The 21,070-nt window shown below is 37.1% G+C and carries 16 protein-coding genes, 1 other RNA gene and 2 pseudogenes; 4 read left to right on the top strand and 15 right to left on the bottom strand.

Annotated elements, in window-relative coordinates; genetic code table 11:
* Positions 1 to 212 precede the first annotated feature (212 nt).
* The 11 genes and pseudogenes from RFH42_RS12315 to RFH42_RS12365 all read right to left on the bottom strand — a co-directional run.
* A complete protein-coding gene (locus RFH42_RS12315; RefSeq protein ID WP_308975960.1) occupies positions 213 to 1,055 on the bottom strand; it encodes a hypothetical protein in 843 nt (280 codons plus the stop codon).
* Positions 1,056 to 1,058: 3 nt separating this feature from the next.
* Positions 1,059 to 1,559, bottom strand: coding sequence for a hypothetical protein (locus tag RFH42_RS12320; protein ID WP_308976039.1), 501 nt, complete (start codon positions 1,557 to 1,559; stop codon positions 1,059 to 1,061).
* Positions 1,560 to 1,570: 11 nt separating this feature from the next.
* Positions 1,571 to 2,266, bottom strand: a complete 696-nt coding sequence (locus RFH42_RS12325; RefSeq protein ID WP_308975961.1) for a GTPase domain-containing protein — start codon at positions 2,264 to 2,266, stop codon at positions 1,571 to 1,573.
* Positions 2,267 to 2,289: 23 nt separating this feature from the next.
* The gene (locus RFH42_RS12330; protein ID WP_308975962.1) at positions 2,290 to 5,730 is read right to left on the bottom strand and encodes a DEAD/DEAH box helicase family protein; all 3,441 of its coding nucleotides are present in this window, start codon (positions 5,728 to 5,730) and stop codon (positions 2,290 to 2,292) included.
* Between the two features lie 223 nt (positions 5,731 to 5,953).
* A complete protein-coding gene (locus tag RFH42_RS12335; RefSeq protein ID WP_308975963.1) occupies positions 5,954 to 6,154 on the bottom strand; it encodes a hypothetical protein in 201 nt (66 codons plus the stop codon).
* A 201-nt stretch (positions 6,155 to 6,355) separates the two neighbouring features.
* Positions 6,356 to 7,543, bottom strand: coding sequence for a restriction endonuclease subunit S (locus RFH42_RS12340; protein ID WP_308975965.1), 1,188 nt, complete (start codon positions 7,541 to 7,543; stop codon positions 6,356 to 6,358).
* Positions 7,540 to 9,021, bottom strand: coding sequence for a type I restriction-modification system subunit M (locus tag RFH42_RS12345; RefSeq protein ID WP_308975966.1), 1,482 nt, complete (start codon positions 9,019 to 9,021; stop codon positions 7,540 to 7,542). Before RFH42_RS12345 ends, RFH42_RS12340 begins: the two co-directional genes overlap by 4 nt.
* 220 nt (positions 9,022 to 9,241) lie before the next feature.
* Positions 9,242 to 10,321 (bottom strand): 5-methylcytosine restriction system specificity protein McrC, encoded by a 1,080-nt coding sequence (locus RFH42_RS12350; RefSeq protein WP_308975968.1) that lies wholly within the window; start codon positions 10,319 to 10,321, stop codon positions 9,242 to 9,244.
* 5 nt (positions 10,322 to 10,326) lie between these two features.
* Complete coding sequence (locus tag RFH42_RS12355) at positions 10,327 to 12,462, bottom strand: McrB family protein (protein ID WP_308975969.1); 2,136 nt, start codon at positions 12,460 to 12,462, stop codon at positions 10,327 to 10,329.
* A gap of 170 nt (positions 12,463 to 12,632) precedes the next feature.
* Positions 12,633 to 12,856 (bottom strand): annotated as a pseudogene (locus tag RFH42_RS12360) (helix-turn-helix transcriptional regulator).
* A gap of 87 nt (positions 12,857 to 12,943) precedes the next feature.
* A pseudogene (locus RFH42_RS12365) lies at positions 12,944 to 13,390 on the bottom strand (recombination directionality factor); the annotation flags it as partial.
* A gap of 106 nt (positions 13,391 to 13,496) precedes the next feature.
* Between RFH42_RS12365 and RFH42_RS12370 the strand changes: the two are divergent.
* The 3 genes from RFH42_RS12370 to RFH42_RS12380 all read left to right on the top strand — a co-directional run bounded on the left by RFH42_RS12370 (position 13,497) and on the right by RFH42_RS12380 (position 15,228).
* On the top strand, positions 13,497 to 13,691 hold the full coding sequence (locus tag RFH42_RS12370; protein WP_308975971.1) for a hypothetical protein: 195 nt from the start codon (positions 13,497 to 13,499) through the stop codon (positions 13,689 to 13,691).
* Positions 13,684 to 13,896: a hypothetical protein gene (locus tag RFH42_RS12375; RefSeq protein WP_308975972.1), complete on the top strand. Its 213-nt coding sequence runs from the start codon at positions 13,684 to 13,686 to the stop codon at positions 13,894 to 13,896. Before RFH42_RS12370 ends, RFH42_RS12375 begins: the two co-directional genes overlap by 8 nt.
* 183 nt (positions 13,897 to 14,079) lie before the next feature.
* Entirely contained in the window at positions 14,080 to 15,228 is a 1,149-nt protein-coding gene (locus RFH42_RS12380) for a tyrosine-type recombinase/integrase (RefSeq protein WP_308975973.1), read from the top strand.
* Between the two features lie 142 nt (positions 15,229 to 15,370).
* On the opposite strand, the gene ssrA is transcribed toward RFH42_RS12380, so the two are convergent.
* Positions 15,371 to 15,730: a transfer-messenger RNA gene (gene ssrA / locus RFH42_RS12385) on the bottom strand.
* Positions 15,731 to 15,861: 131 nt separating this feature from the next.
* Here ssrA and glpK point away from each other — a divergent pair.
* Positions 15,862 to 17,340, top strand: coding sequence for a glycerol kinase GlpK (glpK, locus tag RFH42_RS12390; protein WP_308975975.1), 1,479 nt, complete (start codon positions 15,862 to 15,864; stop codon positions 17,338 to 17,340).
* 143 nt (positions 17,341 to 17,483) lie between these two features.
* Here glpK and RFH42_RS12395 read toward each other — a convergent pair whose 3' ends face one another.
* The 3 genes from RFH42_RS12395 to RFH42_RS12405 form a co-directional block, all read right to left on the bottom strand.
* Entirely contained in the window at positions 17,484 to 19,010 is a 1,527-nt protein-coding gene (locus RFH42_RS12395; RefSeq protein ID WP_308975976.1) for a DHA2 family efflux MFS transporter permease subunit, read from the bottom strand.
* A 41-nt stretch (positions 19,011 to 19,051) separates the two neighbouring features.
* Entirely contained in the window at positions 19,052 to 20,233 is a 1,182-nt protein-coding gene (locus RFH42_RS12400; RefSeq protein ID WP_308975977.1) for an HlyD family efflux transporter periplasmic adaptor subunit, read from the bottom strand.
* Positions 20,234 to 20,563: 330 nt separating this feature from the next.
* Positions 20,564 to 21,061: a thioesterase family protein gene (locus RFH42_RS12405; protein WP_308975978.1), complete on the bottom strand. Its 498-nt coding sequence runs from the start codon at positions 21,059 to 21,061 to the stop codon at positions 20,564 to 20,566.
* Between the last annotated feature and the right edge of the window lie 9 nt (positions 21,062 to 21,070).

Below are 21,070 nucleotides of genomic sequence, written 5' to 3' on the forward strand. Positions count from 1 at the left end.
GTGCGCTTAACTCGTTGGCTTTGTTTATATTCCATAAAATAAGTCTCCAATGTGTAAACTTATTTCAGGACGGGACAGTCTGCATCCCCATCAGCAGACACACCATCAATACCTTCAAAATAAACCTGATTGAATGGTGGATCATATAACTGAACTGCCCCCCTATAGGCATTAGTTATTCTTTTTAGCGGTAGTGTTTCATCAAATACTTACTAAAATTTGACTTTTAAATTAAAATCGAAGCTGTTCTTAACTATAGATGCTAATTCAAGTTTAGACTTAAAGGATATAAGTGAACTGTTTTTGCCTTCTGTTTCCGCTTTTGGAAAATTAAGTCCAACATCAATAAGAATATTCATACTTCTATTACTATCGCTTGCAGATGACATAGATATATTAAGATCACTTAAATGCGCAGCACCATCTTTAAGTGTAGCTAATTCATGATGGCAAATTTCGTCATTTTCTAAACCATATTCTTCCAGTATTTTTTCTGCTAACAATATTCTTTGTTCAATTGAATATTCATTCTGAGTGTAACTCTTCATAATTGAAGCAATTTGATTGAGCGTTTTTTCTGCTTTAGCTGTCAAATCTGTATTAGCTTTAGCAACCCTAGATGCAGCTCCATCAAGTGATGCTGAAAAATCAACTTTGGAATTAGAAAAATCAAAATTTTTATGTTCAAACTCAAATGAGGTTGCACCTAATGCCGCAAAAAATCTGGCATAGGCATTTGCCTTTTTTAAATTGTAAGTTAAGAAGTCATCTATAACTTCTTCCAAGTTTAGATACTTTTCTTTGCTATTAACCCCTTCATCTGAACATACTAGAACTTGATCTACTTTCAATAAATTTAGTTTGTCTAATTCACAGAGTTTCTCCGACTTCCTTTTCGCAATGCGACTTAAAGGGAGCTGGATAACAGTAACATTGGGTACAAGTAATAATTCAGAAGTAGACTTATCATTTAAAGCCATATCAATTGTATCCTGAGACAAACACCATACTACTCGACGTTCATCAATATTATTAGGAAAGCTTTTAAGACTCATCTTCTATCCTTTGCTTAATTTTTGAAAAAAAATTACTAATATTATGCTTAAACTTACCAATATCAATGGGGTTAGGTATTTTCTTTTTTTCTTTTTTTTTATTATTTTTAGGACATCCTGACATTGCTCAGCCAATATTCCAGAAATTGATGAATTTCTATTAGTTTTAATCCAGAATGAAGTTAATATTTCCTCTAAATCCAGTAGGGCACCCTTATAGCCTTTAACTATTAAGGCTGTTTTCGATTTTCTTCCAATATTATCTTCCTGCTGATTTTCAATTAGCAACATAAAATCAAAAAATTCATTAGAGTTTAGTTTATAATAACACTCTACATTATGATAATTTTCTCTCTCTCCCTTATCAGTCAGTTCAAATATTAAATTATTAACCCACGACTGATCATTTTCTTTGGTTATTTTTTCAATAGAACTTGAGGTATATTCATACCAATCATCAGAGCTATTATTATCTAATGCTTGTGCAAAAAGATAGATTTTCATATCTTCCACATCTATTCTCCCATATGGCCGATTATGAAATGAATAATTTCATTTAACCCCATTTCATCTTTCATACTCCCCAAATGTAAATAGGCTTTTGAATTATCCACATTTAATCTAGATTTAATATTTTTAAAAAATACTTCATCTTGAAGATCATCAATCAATTTAATTTTTTCTTTTCCATTATTATATTCAATACCTTCAAGTAGATCTAAATGAGTACCAATGATAAACATTGGTATATTTTTACCATTTAATACTTTTTGAATATTTTTTATGTCTTTTTCAATTTGGGCTTCTACAGTACCCTCATCTAAGATCCACTCATCAATTTTAAATAGGTAAATAAAAATATCAGCATTTTGAAGTGCTTTTAACCATTGTTCATAATTAGAAGTAACCCCACTATAATCATTTTGAATACTCTTCAAACGAACATTCCAGCCAAGATCTGCTAGTTTTTTTTTGCTAATTTTAACTTTTTTAACACCAATAGTAGCTTCATGTTTTAATGTGATTTCACCTTTAAGTAAATAATTTAGTAACGTTGTTTTACCAGTTGCTCGTTGTCCTAAAATTACAATGGATTTTCCAGAAAACTTCTTTTTTATAGTTTCCCAGTTTTCATATGCTAAATAACCAGCAATACCAGTTAATGCAGCACCGCCCAACCATACTGCTGCTAAAACTAAAGGCGCAACCATATTCTTTCCCCCTAAAATATAACCTAAGCCACCGCTTCATTAAACGCTTCAATAACCCCAAATATACTGTCTGCATCCCCATCAGCAAACACACCATCAATCCCTTCATAATGAATTTGGTTAAAAGGTGGTTCATATAATTGAGAAGCCTCTAAGACACCATTTTGTGTTAAATGCTCAATCAACATTTCCACAAAACGAATCTGCTTTTCGTTGTACCTTGTACCTTGTAAATACTTTGAGAAAGCATCTTGAACCGCCTGACGATCTAAGCCCACCAAAGAACGAACAAACAGTGGTAAGGATTTTTCTGTGCCAAAACATTCCTCAAATTTATCTCGGCTTTCTACTTCCTGTGCTTCAAAAACAAAACGCTCTAGCTCACTTAAGTCAGTAGGTGTAAGAGCTAATCCACGCTTGAGCTTGGCAATAGTAATATGGTTTTCATTGGCTTTAATGAAGCTTTCAACACGCTTGCGATATTGGGCAAGGTTTACACCTGTTGATACAAGTGGGATATCGACTGCCTGCATATCTCCAATTTCATCATCAAGCATGGAGTAGACAATAGTCGAGGTCGATTTTTCAATCAGCTTGACCAAGCCACGAATGCGCTTACGCATCACTTCAAGTATGGGTAAGGTGATGCCTTTCCAATATTCTACGGTTTGGATTTCTTGGATCAATGCAATCTGTTCTGCAACCACAGGAATATTTTCTTTGCTTTCCAATTTAGACGCGATTTCAATCACTCGATTGGCATAGTTCTCAATTGCCTTATTATTCTTTTCCAATACTGCAAGTTCTAAGTTGTAGCACAACATATCGAAAAGTTTGGCTTCTAATGTTTCAGGCTCAAGCTGATTTGGTAATTTAGAGATGTGTTCTCGTAATGTACCAATGGCAAGGTCATCTAAATTGTTCCAAGCATCATCATTTTTAAAATGTTCAACATGCTCAAGCTCTGACTTCACAATGAAATTTTCATTGTTCATCGACTTCACTTCAGTCTGTAAACTTTGACGTAGATATTGCTGTACTGCTTTTAATTCTTCGGTGTCGTAGTCCTTCGCATTCAGCAAACTTAAGATATTTAAACGTGCTTTAAATAGGCGTTGCCCTAGTGGTTCTATCGTCGATACAGACGCACCATCTGGGTTTTCATTAAAGTATTCAAAGTTAGAACAGTAGTCGAAAATAAAGAATTCTTTTTTATCATTTTCTGGGCTAAACAGTTCTTTGCAGAGGCGTGTACCACGTCCAATCATCTGCATAAACTTCACTTTAGAACGTACAGCTTTAAAGAACACGAGATTGATCACTTCGGGAACATCAATCCCAGTGTCGAGCATATCCACCGAAATCGCAATTTGTGGTTCAGGCAAATCTTTCTTACTAAAATCATCAATCAAGCTTTGCGGATACTTCGTAGCATGCGTAATAACACGCGCAAACTTGCCATCATATTGCGGATAGTTGCCATTGAAGCGGTCAGCAATAAATTGTGCATGTTTTTGATTGACGGCAAAGATAATGGTTTTACCTAGGCGATCACCGCCTTCGGTTTTAATGCCATTTTCCATCAAGTGTTTGAGCATTAAATCAATCGTATCTGTATTGAACAGTTCCTTATTGATCTTAGATGCTGAGACTTCTTCAGGTGCTTCTTCATCGCCCCAATTTAAACTATCCCAATGCTGTTTTTCTTCTTCTGAAAGCTCGTCATATTTCACGCCTTCACGCATGAATTTCAATGGAACAGAATAGGCTTTGGGTGGGACTAGATAACCATCTGCAATAGCTTGATCAAGATCATAGTAATCGGTTGGCACACCGCTTTCTAAGCCAAACAGTGCGTATGTATCACGGTCTACTTCATCTCGTGGCGTTGCGGTTAAACCAACAAGCAAACTATCGAAATATTTAAAAATCTCACCAAACTTTTGGTAAACGCTACGGTGTGCTTCATCAATAATAATCAGGTCAAACATGCCTGTGCCAAATCGGCGTGTACCATCGGCATTTTTTTCGTCAATCAAACCGATCATGGTTTGATAGGTAGAGAAATACACTCGACCAACTTGGTTTTTATCTTCAAGTAAATTGACGAATGAAGCATCTTTTAAATTTGCTTTAAAAGCATTGTGTGCCTGATTGACCAAGGATGTACGATCAGCCAGAAAGAGTGCTTTTTGTACTACGTTGGCTTTCATGAGCACATCCACCAAAGCAATCGCAGTACGGGTTTTTCCTGTACCTGTCGCCATAATCAGTAAGCCAGCACGTTCTTTACGTTGGTAAGCTGCAAGCATGGCTTTGATGGCACGGGTTTGGTAATAGCGTCCTGCGATTTCACTGTTAATCGGGAAGCTCGCCAAATCAGGATTATTTTTACGTCTTTCAATCAAACGTTTTAGTTCGGCCTGCGTATAAAAACCATGAACCAATCGTGGTGGGCCACCTTGTACATCATTCCAGATTCGGGTTTTGTAGCCATTGGTATAGAAAATGATAGGGCGTTGTGCTGTTTGTTGTTCTAAGCAATCTGCATAAAGCTTAGCTTGTTGTTGTCCAATATCAGGGTCGGTTGATGTACGTTTAGCTTCAACCACTGCCAACGGCAAGCCATTGGCATCATACAGCACATAATCCACAGCACCTTTACCCGATGGACTCGGCATACCTGTTACAGCAACTTCTTCACGAACCGTTGTACCCATTTCCCAACCTGCTTCTTCAAGCATGAGGTCAATTTTAAGTTTTCGGGTTTCGTCTTCTTTATAATCGGTATGGTCAGGAACCTGGCTATTGGCAAGTTTAGCTTGTTCAACTTCGGCACGCTTTTGGGCACGTTCCGCATCTATATTGGCAAGTAGTTGTTCACGTATTTCAGGATTTGCGGAGAGTTCAAAAAGCTTTTGTTCTCTTTCTCGTTCTTTTTTATGTTGTTCAGCAAGCTCTTTTTCTAAGCGTGCAACTTCTAGTTTAAGCTGTTCTTGGTTGGCGGTAACTTGCTGGGTATTGCCTGCATCTGGAATCAGTTCGGTTTTAAAAATATGCGGCTGAGAGCGATCTTTAGATGGTGAACCATAATTACGCTCAAACCAGACATACACCAGGAATAAATGGCTGATATGTTTAGCCGTGTCTTCTGTGGTGAGTTGTTTGAACTTTTTCCCATGTACGGCACTGTTGCCAACCATGCGGATATTGTCCATTTTGTCCCAAATATAAGACGGAATTAGGTCTTTAAATTTGTGGTCATTGAGTAAGTTATGCAGTGATGGGTCATAAGGTTGGGTGAGTTTTTTATCGTATTGATACAGCCATAGCACAAGGTTTTCAAGTGAGGTACGAGCTGCTGCAAGGGCAAATTTTGGGGATATATACACGAGCTTTTCGGCTTCTTTAGCCGTAGCTGCCAAGTTTTTAAATTCAGGTTCTAAAAACTGAAAGTTGCTCATAACCCCACCTTATACTTTATTTTCAATGGTCATTCAATGAATAGTTTTTCAATAAATTCAAGCATCTATAATAAGTGGAAAAGTAGAGTTTAACAACAACGATGTAGGCTGTATTTTTTACCAAATGGTCTTATTGATTCAATGGATTTGATGTTTAGTACGGATCATCATTCAATTGACATAGCGCCTTATTGTGCAATCGCTCTAGTCCAATGTTTTTTCCTCAATTTACATTAGAATTATCTTTATCTGGATTTATTAACCACCATAAAATAGTCGAAACCACTGCTGTTGGTATTAAAAAATATTGAATTTTCACACCAACATAATTTAGCTTCCAAAAACATATAGCCAAAGTAATTACTGAAATAAGTGCTATACAACCAAAGATTTTTGTTAATGCAGCGCGAGCCTTATAAATCATGAAAAACCATTATCAGTAAATTTAAATTATTATTTAATATCATTATTATTAGCATATCAACAACCAATTTGGCATTACACCACACAACCTATGCAACAAAGACAACATTATTCACCTTTGCAATATGCAGCATTGCAAGTTCAAACGCATCATTTACACTGCCAACCTCTCCTTTTTAAGGAGAGGTTGGGTGAGGTTACTTTATAAAGTACCGCTAAATGCTTGGTTTTGTAATGATTTGAATAGTGAATCCAAACTATCAGAAGATTGCTGAAAAGTCTTAATTTCCCCCCAAAGTTTTGTTGAAAATTCCGCAAATTTATCTTGAAGTTCTTTAGGAGGTAACGGCATTTTAAACTCATTCAATTTGCCTTTGGAAATATTCTTCATTGAGCCACTCGTACCACTTGATAATTTTGAAAGCTCACTTCTAAACTCTAAATTTTTAAATAAATCCCACAAATAAAGTTTATTTATTTTAGATTCATCTGAAATAGAAAATTTCCATAATTTGTCAGGCAAAACAATATTCTCAGGAGTTTCCCAAACGTATGCTGTTGCTGCAACTAATTCGGTTGTATTTGCTCGACTGAAGAGTAAATCACCTTTTTCGACAATTGCTAAAGGATTAGGCTCAAATGTATTAGGTACAAATTTACTTTCATTAGGTTTATAAACTTTTGAAGTGACTGCGCTAACTTTTAGAATTTTATAAATAGAGTCGCTTTCATCAGGGCATTCTATATTTTTCCCACCAATAAACTCATCAACTACTTCTCCAACTTTTACCAAATCCCACCCTTTAGGATTACGGACAGGATCACCAAACATATCAATAAAGGTGGCTTGTAAAAGCTGATCTAACTTTTCAATCGCTTGCTGACGTTTTTGCTTTAACTCATCCGCTTGATCTAAAATAGCAGCGATACGACGTTGTTCGGCAAGTGGTGGGAGTGGAACCTCTAAATCCTTAATGACCCCTTGGGAAATATTTGGCTGACCACCACCGACTCGACGACTCAAAAGATACGGTTTTGATGCTTCTAAAAATCTGTATAGATAATTAACATCACAAATATTTTCATCAGGTTGAATATTACAAATAGCTTGGTTCGTTGTTGCATCAAAAGTAAGCTGAGAAACCTCTCCAACTGTTGCGCCATACATAGCAATCAGTAAAGAATCTTTTGAGACTAATTTAGCTGAGGATTTTTCTACTGCTAAATCAGTTATATACTCTTCAACATTTGTAATATAACGGTTTTTTAATTCACCCGACTTGACCCAGGGAATTGTTCCATTTTCAAAAAATTGATTATTTGAACGAGAAGGCGTACCACCACTTCCTGTTTTGCAAAATGCACTTATTTTTTTAACAGGAATTATCACTTCAGCATCTCCTCAAGTGCGTCCATTCCTTTTAGAATTTCACTTTCAAGCTGTTTAAGATCTGCCAATATTTTACTTGGTGCTTCATATTCCACTTGCTCATACACCACTTCTTTATAGCGGTTAATCGATAAGTCATAACCATTGGCAGCAATGTCGGCTTTATCTACTAAAAAGCTTTGCTCTGTGGCTTTACGGTCTTTTTCACCACCCAAGTTTTTAAAACGGGCAATAATGTCAGGCATGTTATTATTTTCATGCTTAGACGCATCAAGTGCATTACGCTTATCATCCAGTGAATAACCATCTGCCTGCATATCATAAAACCAAACTTTGTCCGTACCGCCGGACATGGTTTTAGTGAAAATCATGATTGCAGTCGAAACCCCAGCATACGGTTTAAATACCCCAGATGGCATAGAGATAATCGCTTCGAGTTTTTGCTCTTCAACAATCTGTTGACGCAAATCTTTATGCGCTTTCGATGAGCCAAATAACACGCCATCAGGCACAATCACCGCCGCACGACCGCCTGTTTTTAACAGACGTAAGAACAAGGCTAAAAACAATAATTCAGTCTTTTTAGTTTTGACTACCGCTTGAATGTTCTTGGCACAGCTTTCATTGTCCAAACTACCTGCAAATGGCGGATTGGCTAAAATCAAACTGTATTTTTCAGCAATATGTGAATGCGCTTCACTCAAAGAATCACGGTTTTCAATACTTGGGTTTTCTACACCGTGCAGCATCATATTCATAGAACCAATACGAAGCATAGTGCTATCAAAATCATAACCAAAAAATGTTTCTTCACTAAAGCGTTTCGCTGCCTCAGGATTGGCAAAAATCTCAGTGCTATGATGCTGATTTAAGTATTCACTCGCAGCCACCAAGAAACCTGCTGTACCACACGCTGGGTCACAGATCGTATCGGTTGGTTTGGGTTGCATGAGTTCTACGATCATTTTAATAATATGGCGCGGGGTACGGAACTGACCGTTTTGACCTGCTGATGCGATCTTACCCAGCATGTACTCGTAAATATCACCCTTGGTATCTTTATCATCCATCGGCACTTCAGCAACCAAATCCACCACCTTGGTTAATAGCGCTGGTGTAGGTATGGTAAAACGCGCATCCTTCATGTGATGACTATAAGTCGTCTCATCTCCTGCGCCTAAGTTTTTGATAAATGGAAAGACTTCATTGGCAATAATGTCATACAGAGCTGTGGCATCACCGATAGTCACAAACTTAGACCAACGCAAGTGATCTTGCTCTGCCGTAAATATAGCCTGTTCGATCTCTCTCTTTAACCGATTGGCTTTCTTTTCTTTACTGATCTGGATTTCATCAAGTCGACGAATAAACAGCAAATAGGTCATTTGCTCCATGACTTCAAGTGGATTTGAAATACCACCACTCCAAAATGCATTCCAAATTTGGTCTATTTTGCTTTTAATTTCGCCAGTAATCACGTGATAAATCTCAAATTTCTTTGAGCGCTATTGTCATCGATTTGGAGTTAAAAAGCCACAAAGCTTAATAAGCTGCGTCAAATGATGACGCACAAATACTAAACACTTCTGTTTATGAAATTAATGATAACGTTATTTAATTTCTGAGAAATACTTTGAATACTTAAGAAAGGAAGAGTTAATCACACAATGACATTAAACTGACCTTTAACCAGCCAAGTTATAGCAATTCAAACAGCTTTGCTTTAATCTCTTTTGCATCTCCTGCTAAATTAATCGTCTTAAACTCTATTGAATAGCCTTGAATTTTTACGTGTTCAGAGATTTCATAACCTACACCTGGGTGCAATAAGATTCCTCTTTTATATATAGGCCTACCATCTTTTTCTTGAGATCTTAGATAAGCATAAATCTGATATATATAACCATTTCTGAATTTAGAACTTCCAAATCTATTTCGTATTAAAATTTCATTGAACTTGGTGTCAATGAGCATCGAATAGTTTTCTTTATTATTCTTTAAAATAATATCAGCTTCCATTAAGGGCATCATACTCGTCAAGTTTGAATCCACATCAAACTGCCATTGTAACTTTTTATTATGACTTACATCCCAAACTTGGGCATGTAAATTCTTAACATAGAACCCATAAATGGCTTTCTCAAATAATTTTCGTAGCCACTCCTCACTCATTTCTTCTAGATTAGGCAGTAAATGATTCCCTTTATACATTGCTGGGATTTTGAGCTCATTTAATAACTGACATGTTTGTAGAAGCGCCTGTTCAGAATAGTCGAAATATCCGAAGCGATCCGAATTAAGATTATAATTTTGAATGCGAGGACATGTTACACCAAGTCCTTCAAGAGTATTAATATACTGGATAATTCGTGTTCTTAATCTATCTATATCCTTTAAAAACAATGCATTCTTCAAAGTCATCAATACATATTGATATCTTGGGATATCAAGCGAGAGTTCATCATAAGAGCAATTGACCTTCCCCCTCTGCGTTAACATCTTAGTTTCAGTGACTAAAAAGTTAATACTACCACGCACTCGAGTTAAGTTTTTATTTCGACTGACATAATTACTTGATAATCCCTTAGTAATATTTTTATCAAACTGATCACACAGTAACTCTAAAATTACGGTGTATAAGTCATCTAAATTATCCTCAACATTCGAAAAACTTTCTTTGGAAGTCTTATAGACTTCCGAAGCATATAAAATTAACAACCAAACATTTTTGATTGGGATGCCATATTTTGTAATGTAATGGCAATGGATATCCAACATATTCCTTAGATATCCTTTAAATTGTCACATAAACTTGATGCTTGAGCTGGATTATCAGGCCAATAATCTATTAACAATGGTTTTACTTCCGCATCAACCACATCTTCAATCCATTCTTTTAACTCACCAAAAGTCTGCGTAGGTGTAAAGAAACTATGGCCAACACAAAATGGCTTACCTAGCCTTGGATCTTGCTGAATAACTGTGTTTAACTGCTCAATCTTTAATTGTAGTTGCTGAAGTTGTAGATCTGTTATTTGGTTAATATTGTCTTTAACCTCTTTCATCCAAACTTCATTAAATGTTGGTTCTAGCTCTTCAAAAGCAAAGCGGCGTCGAAAAGCCAAATCTAATTTAGCCAAGGAACGATCAGCAATATTCATTGTTCCCAACACATAAACATTTTCAGGCACATAGATTTTTTCATTTTTGTCTTTTTTATAGATTAACTCTAATGAATGTTCATAAGCACGTTTTGATTTTTCAATTAATGTCAACATTTCACCAAAAATTTGTGAAGGATTACCACGATTAATCTCTTCAATGAGAATAACAAATTTTTGTGTTGGGTTATGACGTGCTCGATTAATTAACTCAAGAAATACCCCATCAACAAGCTGTAATTTCCCATCGGAATTAGGTCTCCATCCCCGAATAAAATCTTCATATGAAGTTGTAGGATGAAACTGCACATGGATAAAGTTTTCTTTATTTTTTCCCACTAAATATTCAGCTAACAATTGCGCTAACCAAGTTTTTCCAGTTCCTGTAGCACCCTGAAAAATAACATTTTTTGAAAGCTCCATTCTACGAACAATTAGTGATAACTTTTCTTTATTTAAAAAACAACGCTTGTCGACAATATTTTCCAAAGTAACTCTTTCATCTACGAAAACAGTTGGGTTAGCATCTACTACCTCATCTTCTTCAACGATTTTTGTTTCATACGCTTTTATACTTAATGCTGGAAAACTTTTGACAGAGGTCTCATCACTTTTAAATAATTCATTTAGATTATCCATTAAATCTAAATAGTTTTTACCATCAATTGTTTTTTTAGGGCCGCTATATAAAATTTTAACACTTAACTCTTCTTCAATATAATTTCGCGATGTCCCATCTAAACTTAAGTAATCCCATGGTCTTATCCAAAACAAGGCCATTGTAATATTCCAACCGATCCCCTTTTGCAATAAAAGACTGTCATACGACTCTATAAAACTTTGCTTAGATTGAACTGTTTCCTCATCTTCTGCAAATCTAATTGATAATTCAAAAAAATCCCATAAATTTTGTACATCATTTGGCTCTTGCATCTCTTCAAATGAAAAAAACCATGATTTCATATTATTTAATACAGGAATACCTTCAAAGTTTATTGGAACATCAACATCTACTAAAAGCACTCGTGCTAAGTCAGCAGCAATAGCCTTTCGATTTATAATCGTCATTTGCCTATTGACCATACCCAACACTGTAAATGGACAAATATCATTTAACTCTTTATTAAGTAAATAAGATAAATTATGCTTCTGTGCTATGACTTTTATCTTTTCGACCAAATCAACTCTATTTTCTTTATAACTTAATAATTGATTAGAAAGTTCAATAAAAAAAGGAGCCCAAGTAATCCCATTTTTTTCAACATCACCAAAACGCCCTTTCCAATAAGGCTGATTACGAAAATAATCATAGTCTTGTGGTTGATCCTCAAAGGCAAAATCTATAAGTTTTTTTGCATCTTCTGATTCGTACTTAACTTTCCACAACGTTGTTCTATTTGTATAGAAATACCATTCTTTAGGTTCTTTAAAAACTTGCCAGTTGACATCAACAAAATGGCCATCTTGACGATTAGCAGTAATTATTCCTATTGCCTTTATAGCCATGACTGAAACAAAATTATTTTTAGCATCAAAAGGTAAGCCTTTTTTACGAACATATGAAGATTTAATAGCAATCCTATCCCCAACATTCATTGAATTAACTTTATTAATTAACTCAGTTTCATAACCATTTTCCCAGATGCCTTGACTAATAAAACGCTCAAACTGATCATCACTCCCACCAAAAGAGGCTCCAGCAAACCAATATGTTAGATTTGATTTTTCAGATTGATTCTCAACATTAATATTAGACATCTTACAAGCTATTTATAAAAAATTGGCTAATTATACTCTATAAGTTTCAATAAATTATTTATTATTCAAATAATAAGTCAATGTAAATCATATGAATTACATGCAGTCTACTATCATTAATAGTTAGTGAAATTCCATAATCAAAAAAGGGAGCTCACGCTCCCACCACTTTATCGACTTGCCAGCTTGTCCTCAATCCATTGATTTCCCAAGCTGACCAGCCGATGCGCTTTGTTGTGATCGTAACTTTCTTTGGAAAGGTCGGATCGTAATAAGGTGAGTTTTCATCCATCATTTCATAGATGGTTGAACGACAAACACCTGTGAACTCGATGACTTGTTTGATGTTAATCAATTGATTCATTTGAAAGGTTTGGCCTACGAACGCATTCATGATGTTTACTCCAATTCAATGATGCGAGCGGGTATTCGCTCAAATGATAGGACAGCCCTATAATTTTTTACTCAGCCCCTTAACCTGCTAATGCACAGCCTTTACTGACTGCTGCAATCCCTTCTGAATATCTTGCACTTGAGATACCTCATGAACTTGCAGTTTCTCCTCACCGTAGAACTCTTCACCTACCTCAAGCCCCTCGTCGCTATTCACTTCAAACTTCGCATTAGCAAAACCCTGCCGTGCAATCTGATCCAAAGCCAATTGTTGAAAGCCTGATTGTTGAATCTGCTCTTTGATTTCCTGTGCTGTTTGAATCGCTTCATGCAACTGCACGCCTTCACGTAAAGTTAAGTCCACGTAATACACAGGCGCACGACAGCTTTGTATTGTACTTTTCCCTCGCAAAGTCAGTTGCAGGGGTAGACAGGACAGTAGACCACCTGAGGCTGCGTGGTAATAAGCCAGCCTTGCAGCTAAAGTCCGAATACTATTAAAGCCTGTAGTTCTAAAAATGAATGTCCCTAGTTCAAGCGCGTAGAGCTAAGTTTATTGAATTACAACCAGAGATCTCACTTGAAAATGAAGACCAAGTTAAGTTTTATGCCCAGGCACTAACTGCAGAACGGTGGGTGTCATGATTTTCTTTACCGATTTAAATTTCACAAAACATGCAATCAACTTGGCCAATTTAAACAATGTCCAACTAAGTGAAAAAAATGGTGCTTTGGTTATGTCATTTCACATGGTTGGCCCACACGTGATACCAGCAACTGTTGATCGTAAGACCGCAGATCGCCTGATGAAAGAATTGGAGAGCCAACATGAATAAGTTTAAAGCTAATGACAAAGTCGTTTATGCAGATAGTTCTATTCCAAATAATTTAGTCATGAATGTAAAACGCGGCACATATAAAAGCAGTGGCGTAGAAATGGTGACAGTCGAATTACCTGGTGGACTGGCTCATTCATTTTCTTCTGAATTAAGACTTGCAACAGAAGCAGAAGCTAAATCGGGGATCAGACATGAAAAATGAAATCATAGAAGCCTTATTAGAACTAGGCTTAACACCTGTTGATTGGGTCGATGCTTTCCAGTTTTCAAAACTCACTGGTATTGAGGAACAGAAACTAACTCACAGACGTAAGAAATGGCCAGAAGATCTAGTTTGGTCAAAGCAAGATGGCAATATTTATTTTTCTATTCGGGGTTACAACCAATGGCTGACAGAACAAGCGACAAATCGTTACCTACTGGCGTGCGGATCAGAAATGGCTCAATCCAAATCTACTTTGAACGACACAAACAAGCCTATAACATCACGTTACCGCACCCCCCGACTGCGGAAGGTATTAGCACAGCCAGCAAAATTAGAAGTCAGTTAATCACTAAAGCCGAATGGGGGATTCTCACTGAAAAGGATATTGCTGAAGCTCGTGGTGAAATAATAGATACCCAGCACGTTATCGTAGGTGATGGCGTGTTATTTCAGGAAGTTGCTCAGAAATATCTTAAACATTGCGAAAGTAATCTTGATACAAAGAAAGGCTATAAAAACATCCTAGAAAAACACTGGATGCCTTATTTTGCTTTAACACCTATTGATCAGATTGCTACTGATGATATTCGAGATGTTATTGCTGAAAAGGATTTTCAGACAGCTAAGACATTAAATAATTGTCTGATCCCATTACGTGGTGTATTTGCAACAGCGATCGAAGGAAAGCACATTACTGAAAATCCAATTCAGAATATTAAAAATAAAAAGGTTCAATTAGATATACCCGATCCTTTTAGCCGAGATGAAATGAATGCACTTTTATCCTGGTTAAAATCCAATTTAGACGATAAAAATATTTTCTATTATTGGTACTACGAACTAGCGTTCTGGACAGGCTGCAGACCATCTGAATTAATCGCTTTACGATGGTCAGATATTGATTGGTTTAATGACACTATGCGTATTAGCAAAAGTCGGGTGCGTGGTACTGAAAAAAATGTGACCAAAACACATGTAGCTAGAGAAGTTTATTTAAATGACCGATCTAAAGCAGCACTGAAAGCTATTAAAGATATGAGACTTAGCAGCTCTTACGTGATGATATGCCCAGAGACTTCAGAACCTTTCTTTAATGAAAAGCCTCCACGTCTTCGTTTAGTTGAAGCAATGCAATCATGTATGATTCGGCATCGTCCAGCATATAATGCACGACATACCCATGCAACGATGATGCTTATGGATGGAGTTAACCCGGTATTTGTTGCAGATCAACTTGGCCACAGCCTTCAAATGCTGATCAAGCGTTATGCAAAGTGGATTCATGGGGATAAAAATAAAATTGAAATGTCGAAGCTGAAAACAGACTAAAAGATATTTCTTATAATTTTCAAGACTCGCTATATGCGAGTTTTTTTAATACTGTTTTGACAGGTTTAGGATGTCAAATCCTGTCAAAATCCTGTCATAAAAAAAGCCACTCTCGTAAGTGGCTGATTTTATTACAAAATTTTGGTGGAGATGGCGGGAGTTGAACCCGCGTCCGCCAACACTACACTCGAGAATACTACATGCTTAGATATCGTCTATTTTTTTAACATTTTGTGACCCGACGAACAGGGTACAAAACGCGATCCTCTAAGTTTGGTATAAAGCCCCGAGGCTTGACTTTATACGGACTTGTGTGCGTTCGCTTCGGTCGGGTTCACTGACCACAAGTATTCAGTGAAGCGGACAAACTGCCCTTAGGCAGCTAGAGCGTAAGATTCGTCGTTTGCGACTATTAAATTGCAAATTTTATTTACGAGAGGAAATGCGCTCTCGGCATGCATCTATGAGCTTCATCATCAGCGTCGAAGCCAATAACATCCCCAAAGTACCCTCATATCTTAACAGATTTTTTTTAAATTACGATGTTTTTCTCTCTATTTATATGTTTTAACAAGCATACTCATTTTAAATGGCCTAAAATATAGCGATTTCCACCTAAAAAAACTAAAAAATATGAGCTACTTACTTGCAATAGACCAAGGCACCACCTCATGTAGAGCAATTATCTTTGATGAACATGCTCAAATTCATGCCACCGCACAACGTGAAATCCATATTACAACCCCACATTCTGGGTGGGTTGAACAAGATGCACAAGAAATTTGGACAACACAAATTGCTGTTATACAACAAGCCATTGCTGCTGCCCGTCTCATGCCTAAAGATATTGCAGCCATGGGACTTACCAATCAACGCGAAACAACTGTGGTATGGGACAAAAAAACAGGCCGCCCTCTTGCCCCAGCTATTGTTTGGCAAGATCGACGTGCTGCTGCTTGGTGTAACCAACTAATTGAGCGAGGACTTACCCAAACCATACACCATAAAACGGGTTTACGAGTGGACCCTTATTTTAGTGCAGGAAAACTAGTCTGGTTACTTGATAATATAGAAGGTCTAAGAGATTTAGCCGCACAAAATCGGGTCGCATTCGGTACGATCGATAGTTGGTTAATTTGGAACTTAACTCATGGTGCCGAACATATCATTGAAATGAGTAATGCTTCTCGCACGATGATGATGAATTTACACCTACAGACATGGGATGATGAACTACTCGATGCTTTTGATATCCCTCGCAGCATGTTACCGAAAATTATTTCCTCAGACACCTATATATCGGATACGGCAACAGGATTATTAGGTGCCAATATTCCTATTATGGGAATTTTAGGGGACCAACAAGCAGCGCTGTTCGGGCAATCTTGTTTTGAAGCTGGCAGTGCAAAAAACACTTATGGTACGGGTTGTTTTATGCTATTCAACACTGGTCATGAAATTCAGTATAGCCACAATCAACTACTTACAAGTCTAGCATGGCAGTGCCAAGGCCAAACTCGCTATGTACTCGAAGGCAGTGTTTTCATGGCTGGTGCAATAGTGCAATGGTTACGAGATGGGCTTGGAATCATTAAACACAGTGCTGAAGTCGAAAAGTTAGCATGTCAGGTAAGTAATAGTGATGGCGTTGTGCTTGTCCCAGCATTTACAGGTTTAGGTGCACCACACTGGGACAGCGATGCCCGCGCACTTTTATGTGGAATGTCACGTGGTACAAACAAAGCACATATTGCACGAGCCGCACTTGAATCAATTGCTTTTCAAGTTTCCGATGTACTCAATGCCATGCAATCAGATATTTCTAAACCATTAACCGAATTAAGAGTTGATGGTGGCGCAAGTCAAAATGCTATGTTGATGCAATTTCAAGCAGATCTATTAAATGTTCCTGTCCTACGCCCCAAAATGCTAGAGTCCACTGCTTGGGGGGCTGCCGCTATGGCAGGTTTAAAAGCCGGTGTATTTTCAAATCTAGATGAAATTCAACAATCTTGGAAATTAGACCGCAGTTTTGAACCACAAATGAGTGAAGATCAACGCCAATCTCGTTTAGCAGAATGGGCAACAGCACTAAAAAGAGCTAAATCTTAAATCAAGTGATCCACGCCCTATAGTTAAGTTGCGTGGATCTAAAAATGTATTACATGATAAGTAATATCATAGTTGTGCTTAATCAACATATATCAATCAAATTATCATTAACAAAATAAACCGCATTATTAAGCACATTTATATTAATGAATGTGAAGTTTATCTAGCATATTTTGTGGTTTAGGAGATAACCAGATTAATACACTCATAAATAGAAAAATCACGGTAAGCCCCCAAAAAATATGGTTAATAGATACGGTTATGGCCTCATGGTCAACCAAATTCGACAATATAAATAAACCACTCTCTGGTGAAATATCAGCTCCTTGTAAAACCTGTTGACTCTCACTCAATTGAACACTTCCGATCATTTCATTACGTGCTGAAACTCCAAAATCACTCCACAAACTCATGGAAATTGATGCTCCAACTGCTGCTGATAAGGTACGAATAAAGTTCATCATTCCCGTAGCCATTGCCAACTCGTGTGATTGCACCGATGCTAAGGCAATATTGCTCAAAGGAATAAAAAATAATGGCAAAGCAAAACCTTGTATAATTTGAGGCCAAGCCAAATCCATAAAATCGGCATTATTCGCCCAAAACGCTCGTAATAACGAAGAGAGTGCAAATAATATAAAACCCACACTTGCCAAAAGACGCTGATCAATTTTATGTAAAAACTTGGCTACAACAATCGACATCAAGAGACTTCCTACTCCCATTGTTGCCGTTAAATATCCTGCCCAAGTTGCGGTATATCCCATATTAAGCTGTAGCCACTGTGGTGTGATTACTATGCCACCAAAAAATGCGCCATAAGCGAGAGATAATGCAAAGGTTGCTATGCTAAAGCCTTTATTTGTAAAAATTCTAAGCTGAATAACAGGTTGCTTTTCGGTAAATTCCCACACGATGAAAAATATAAAGCTAGCTAAAGCAATAATCGCTAAATTCCATATTTTCATATGGTTAAACCAATCATAGTCATGCCCCATATCTAGCATCATTTGAAAAGCACCAATCCAAACAATGAGTAGAATTATTCCAATGACATCAAACTTTGACTTACTTAAGGGTGACTTTACTTTGAATAAGAAAAAATAAATACCATAAATTGAAACCAAACCAATAGGCGCATTGATTAAGAAGATCCAATTCCATACCCAATTATCACTAATCCAACCTCCCAGAATTGGTCCTAAAATGGGTCCTATTACTGTTGTTGTGGCCCAGATAGCAAGTGCTTGTGCATATTTTTTGGGAGGAAAGATGCTAATCATTAAAGTTTGGCTGAGGGGCATGATTGGCCCACCAAAAAATCCCTGCCCAATACGGAATAAAACTAATAATTCAAGGCTATTAGACAACCCACAAAAAATTGAAAATACAGTAAATCCAATCAGGGCTACACTGAAAGTTTGTACCAAACCATAACGCTGTGCTAACCAACCTGACAAACACAAACTCACAGCCTCAGCAATCGCATATGAGGTAATAATCCACGTCCCTTGTGAGGGTGAAACCGCTAGACTCCCAGTAATTGTAGGGATTGAAACATTGGCAATGGTCATATCAAGTACCACCATAAAATTAGCCAATCCCACAATAAAGGCAGCAATTAATAAACGGGTGCCATTTAAATTGGTTTCTAATATTGTTTTATCCATAGTCTTCGTATTTTTTATTTAAAAAAGTTCAGCATAATTATTTATTTTGAATCTAACTCAATCGTGGCATCCATTGATAACCCAACTCTTAAGGGGTTTTTAGCCAACTCTTGCGGATCAAGTTGAATACGAACAGCCAAACGTTGTACAACTTTAATCCAGTTCCCCGTCGCATTTTGTGCTGGAATTAAAGCAAATGCAGATCCTGTACCCCCAGCTAAACCAACCACTTTGCCATGATATTTCACACGATTACCATAAATATCAGCTGTTAAAATCGCATTTTGTCCTGCGCGTACTTTTTGTAACTGACTCTCTTTAAAATTGGCATCCACATAAAGCTGGGAGACCGGCACAATCATCATCACCGTTGCTCCAGGTGAAACACGTTGCCCCACTTGTATATTTCTACGCGTGACCACACCATCTAAAGGTGCGCGAATCACAGTACGTTGTAACTCTAAATTGGCTTGTTTCAACTGCGCTTTAGCAACTAATACATCAGGTAAATTCGCTTGTGTTGTTCCCTCAACGAGCGCTTTACTTGCATCTAAATTACTTTTTGCTGCATTTCGTTTAGATTCAGCCTGTGTCAGCCCTGCTTTTGCAAGCTCCAGATCTGCACGAGCTGAGTTATATGTACTCTGAGCGGTTGCAAACTCTTCTTTAGAAATTGCACCAGATTGATTTAATTGTACTCGGCGATTAAATTCAGCTGTAATACGTGTTAAACGCACTTCTGCCTGAGTCACCTGCGCTTTAGCCCTTAAAATATCATCTTGCGACACTAATACTTGCGCACCCAAACTTTCAATTTGAGCACTACTCTGATTAAACTGACGTTGAGCTTTGGCTAACTGAGCTTGTGCTTGTTCAACTGCAATTTGGGCATCACTTGGATCTAAAACAACTAATACATCTCCCTTTTTCACCAGTTGAGTGTCACTCACTTGAACCGCAACCACTTGACCACTCACCATCGTACTAATGTTCGCTGTTTCTGCCCCAACATAAGCATTATCAGTAGAAACCTTATGATTAAAAAATAAGACTGCTACGAGTTTCACTATTGCACCAATCACAATTACAACAGCAATCAACATCAATAAATATCGCCGCCTAGACTCGCGTACTTGTGCTTTTTTTGTAGAATCTAAATGAGAAGATAATCCAGTTTGAGCCGAATCAGGCGTTTGTTCTTTAGAGTTAGGGTTGTCTGTCATTATATTTTCCTTCTTCGACTAAACCCGTACAACCGCCATTCACGTAATATTGACCATTTTTATCTTTAAGCGATGCAATATATTTATATGATTATTCGGCAGATGCTTAAGTTCGAAAGTTCTTATTATTCAAAATAATGTTGCGTCTACAGTGTACCTACTCATATTTGGCTTAACGCATCAATTTGTACTTAGGTCGTTTTCTTTTTTTATCATCTGTATAAAAATTATAATTATTTTGCCGCTATAGAAAAAAATTTAAAAAAACCCCACAAACAGCTGATTATGGGGCATAACTTTTGTTAAGTTACAATCATGATTATATCTATATTAATAAGCATATGAAGCAATTGCTGTTGCGATAGCCTTTCCTTCATCATTCACCATGGTCATACGCATTGTGCACCCTTTGCGTCCCAGTCTTAATGTCTCTGCTTTGGCAATAAAATACTGACCACGTCCAGGGGATAAATAGTCTACTCGCATATCAACTGTTGCCAAACGAGAGACTTTCTTTAAAGTCTCAGGTAGTTCGTCTACCCCAGTTCGTTTATATAACTCTGACATTGCGACAATCCCCCCAATACTATCCAGTAATGTCGCAGCAACGCCACCATGTAAAATCTGAAAAGCAACGTTACCAATTAAATAAGGCTGCATTTCAATATAACCTTCGATTTCACCGTCAACGATACGCATTTGCATACTGTTATGAGAAAAATAAGGTGAATGGTTAAAAGCTTTGATCAGCTGTTCAAGCACGACGTGTATATCAACTTTTGTACCAAAGTGAATATTACCCGTCCACTTCTTTTGCGATTCGCTCATATATTACTC

The organism is Acinetobacter rudis (assembly GCF_031157835.1).
In the GTDB taxonomy this organism is placed as follows: Bacteria; Pseudomonadota; Gammaproteobacteria; order Pseudomonadales; family Moraxellaceae; genus Acinetobacter; species Acinetobacter rudis_A.

Bases quoted from the DNA above. Each gene is read 5' to 3' on its own strand.
- RFH42_RS12375 (WP_308975972.1), top strand. From the start codon at position 13,684: ATGAATAAGTTTAAAGCTAATGACAAAGTCGTTTATGCAGATAGTTCT.
- RFH42_RS12370 (WP_308975971.1), top strand. From the start codon at position 13,497: ATGATTTTCTTTACCGATTTAAATTTCACAAAACATGCAATCAACTTG.
- glpK (WP_308975975.1), top strand. From the start codon at position 15,862: ATGAGCTACTTACTTGCAATAGACCAAGGCACCACCTCATGTAGAGCA.
- RFH42_RS12400 (WP_308975977.1), bottom strand. From the start codon at position 20,233: ATGACAGACAACCCTAACTCTAAAGAACAAACGCCTGATTCGGCTCAA.
- RFH42_RS12355 (WP_308975969.1), bottom strand. From the start codon at position 12,462: ATGTCTAATATTAATGTTGAGAATCAATCTGAAAAATCAAATCTAACA.
- RFH42_RS12380 (WP_308975973.1), top strand. From the start codon at position 14,080: ATGGCTGACAGAACAAGCGACAAATCGTTACCTACTGGCGTGCGGATC.
- RFH42_RS12405 (WP_308975978.1), bottom strand. From the start codon at position 21,061: ATGAGCGAATCGCAAAAGAAGTGGACGGGTAATATTCACTTTGGTACA.
- RFH42_RS12335 (WP_308975963.1), bottom strand. From the start codon at position 6,154: ATGATTTATAAGGCTCGCGCTGCATTAACAAAAATCTTTGGTTGTATA.
- RFH42_RS12320 (WP_308976039.1), bottom strand. From the start codon at position 1,559: ATGAAAATCTATCTTTTTGCACAAGCATTAGATAATAATAGCTCTGAT.
- RFH42_RS12330 (WP_308975962.1), bottom strand. From the start codon at position 5,730: ATGAGCAACTTTCAGTTTTTAGAACCTGAATTTAAAAACTTGGCAGCT.
- RFH42_RS12350 (WP_308975968.1), bottom strand. From the start codon at position 10,321: ATGTTGGATATCCATTGCCATTACATTACAAAATATGGCATCCCAATC.
- RFH42_RS12395 (WP_308975976.1), bottom strand. From the start codon at position 19,010: ATGGATAAAACAATATTAGAAACCAATTTAAATGGCACCCGTTTATTA.
- RFH42_RS12325 (WP_308975961.1), bottom strand. From the start codon at position 2,266: ATGGTTGCGCCTTTAGTTTTAGCAGCAGTATGGTTGGGCGGTGCTGCA.
- RFH42_RS12315 (WP_308975960.1), bottom strand. From the start codon at position 1,055: ATGAGTCTTAAAAGCTTTCCTAATAATATTGATGAACGTCGAGTAGTA.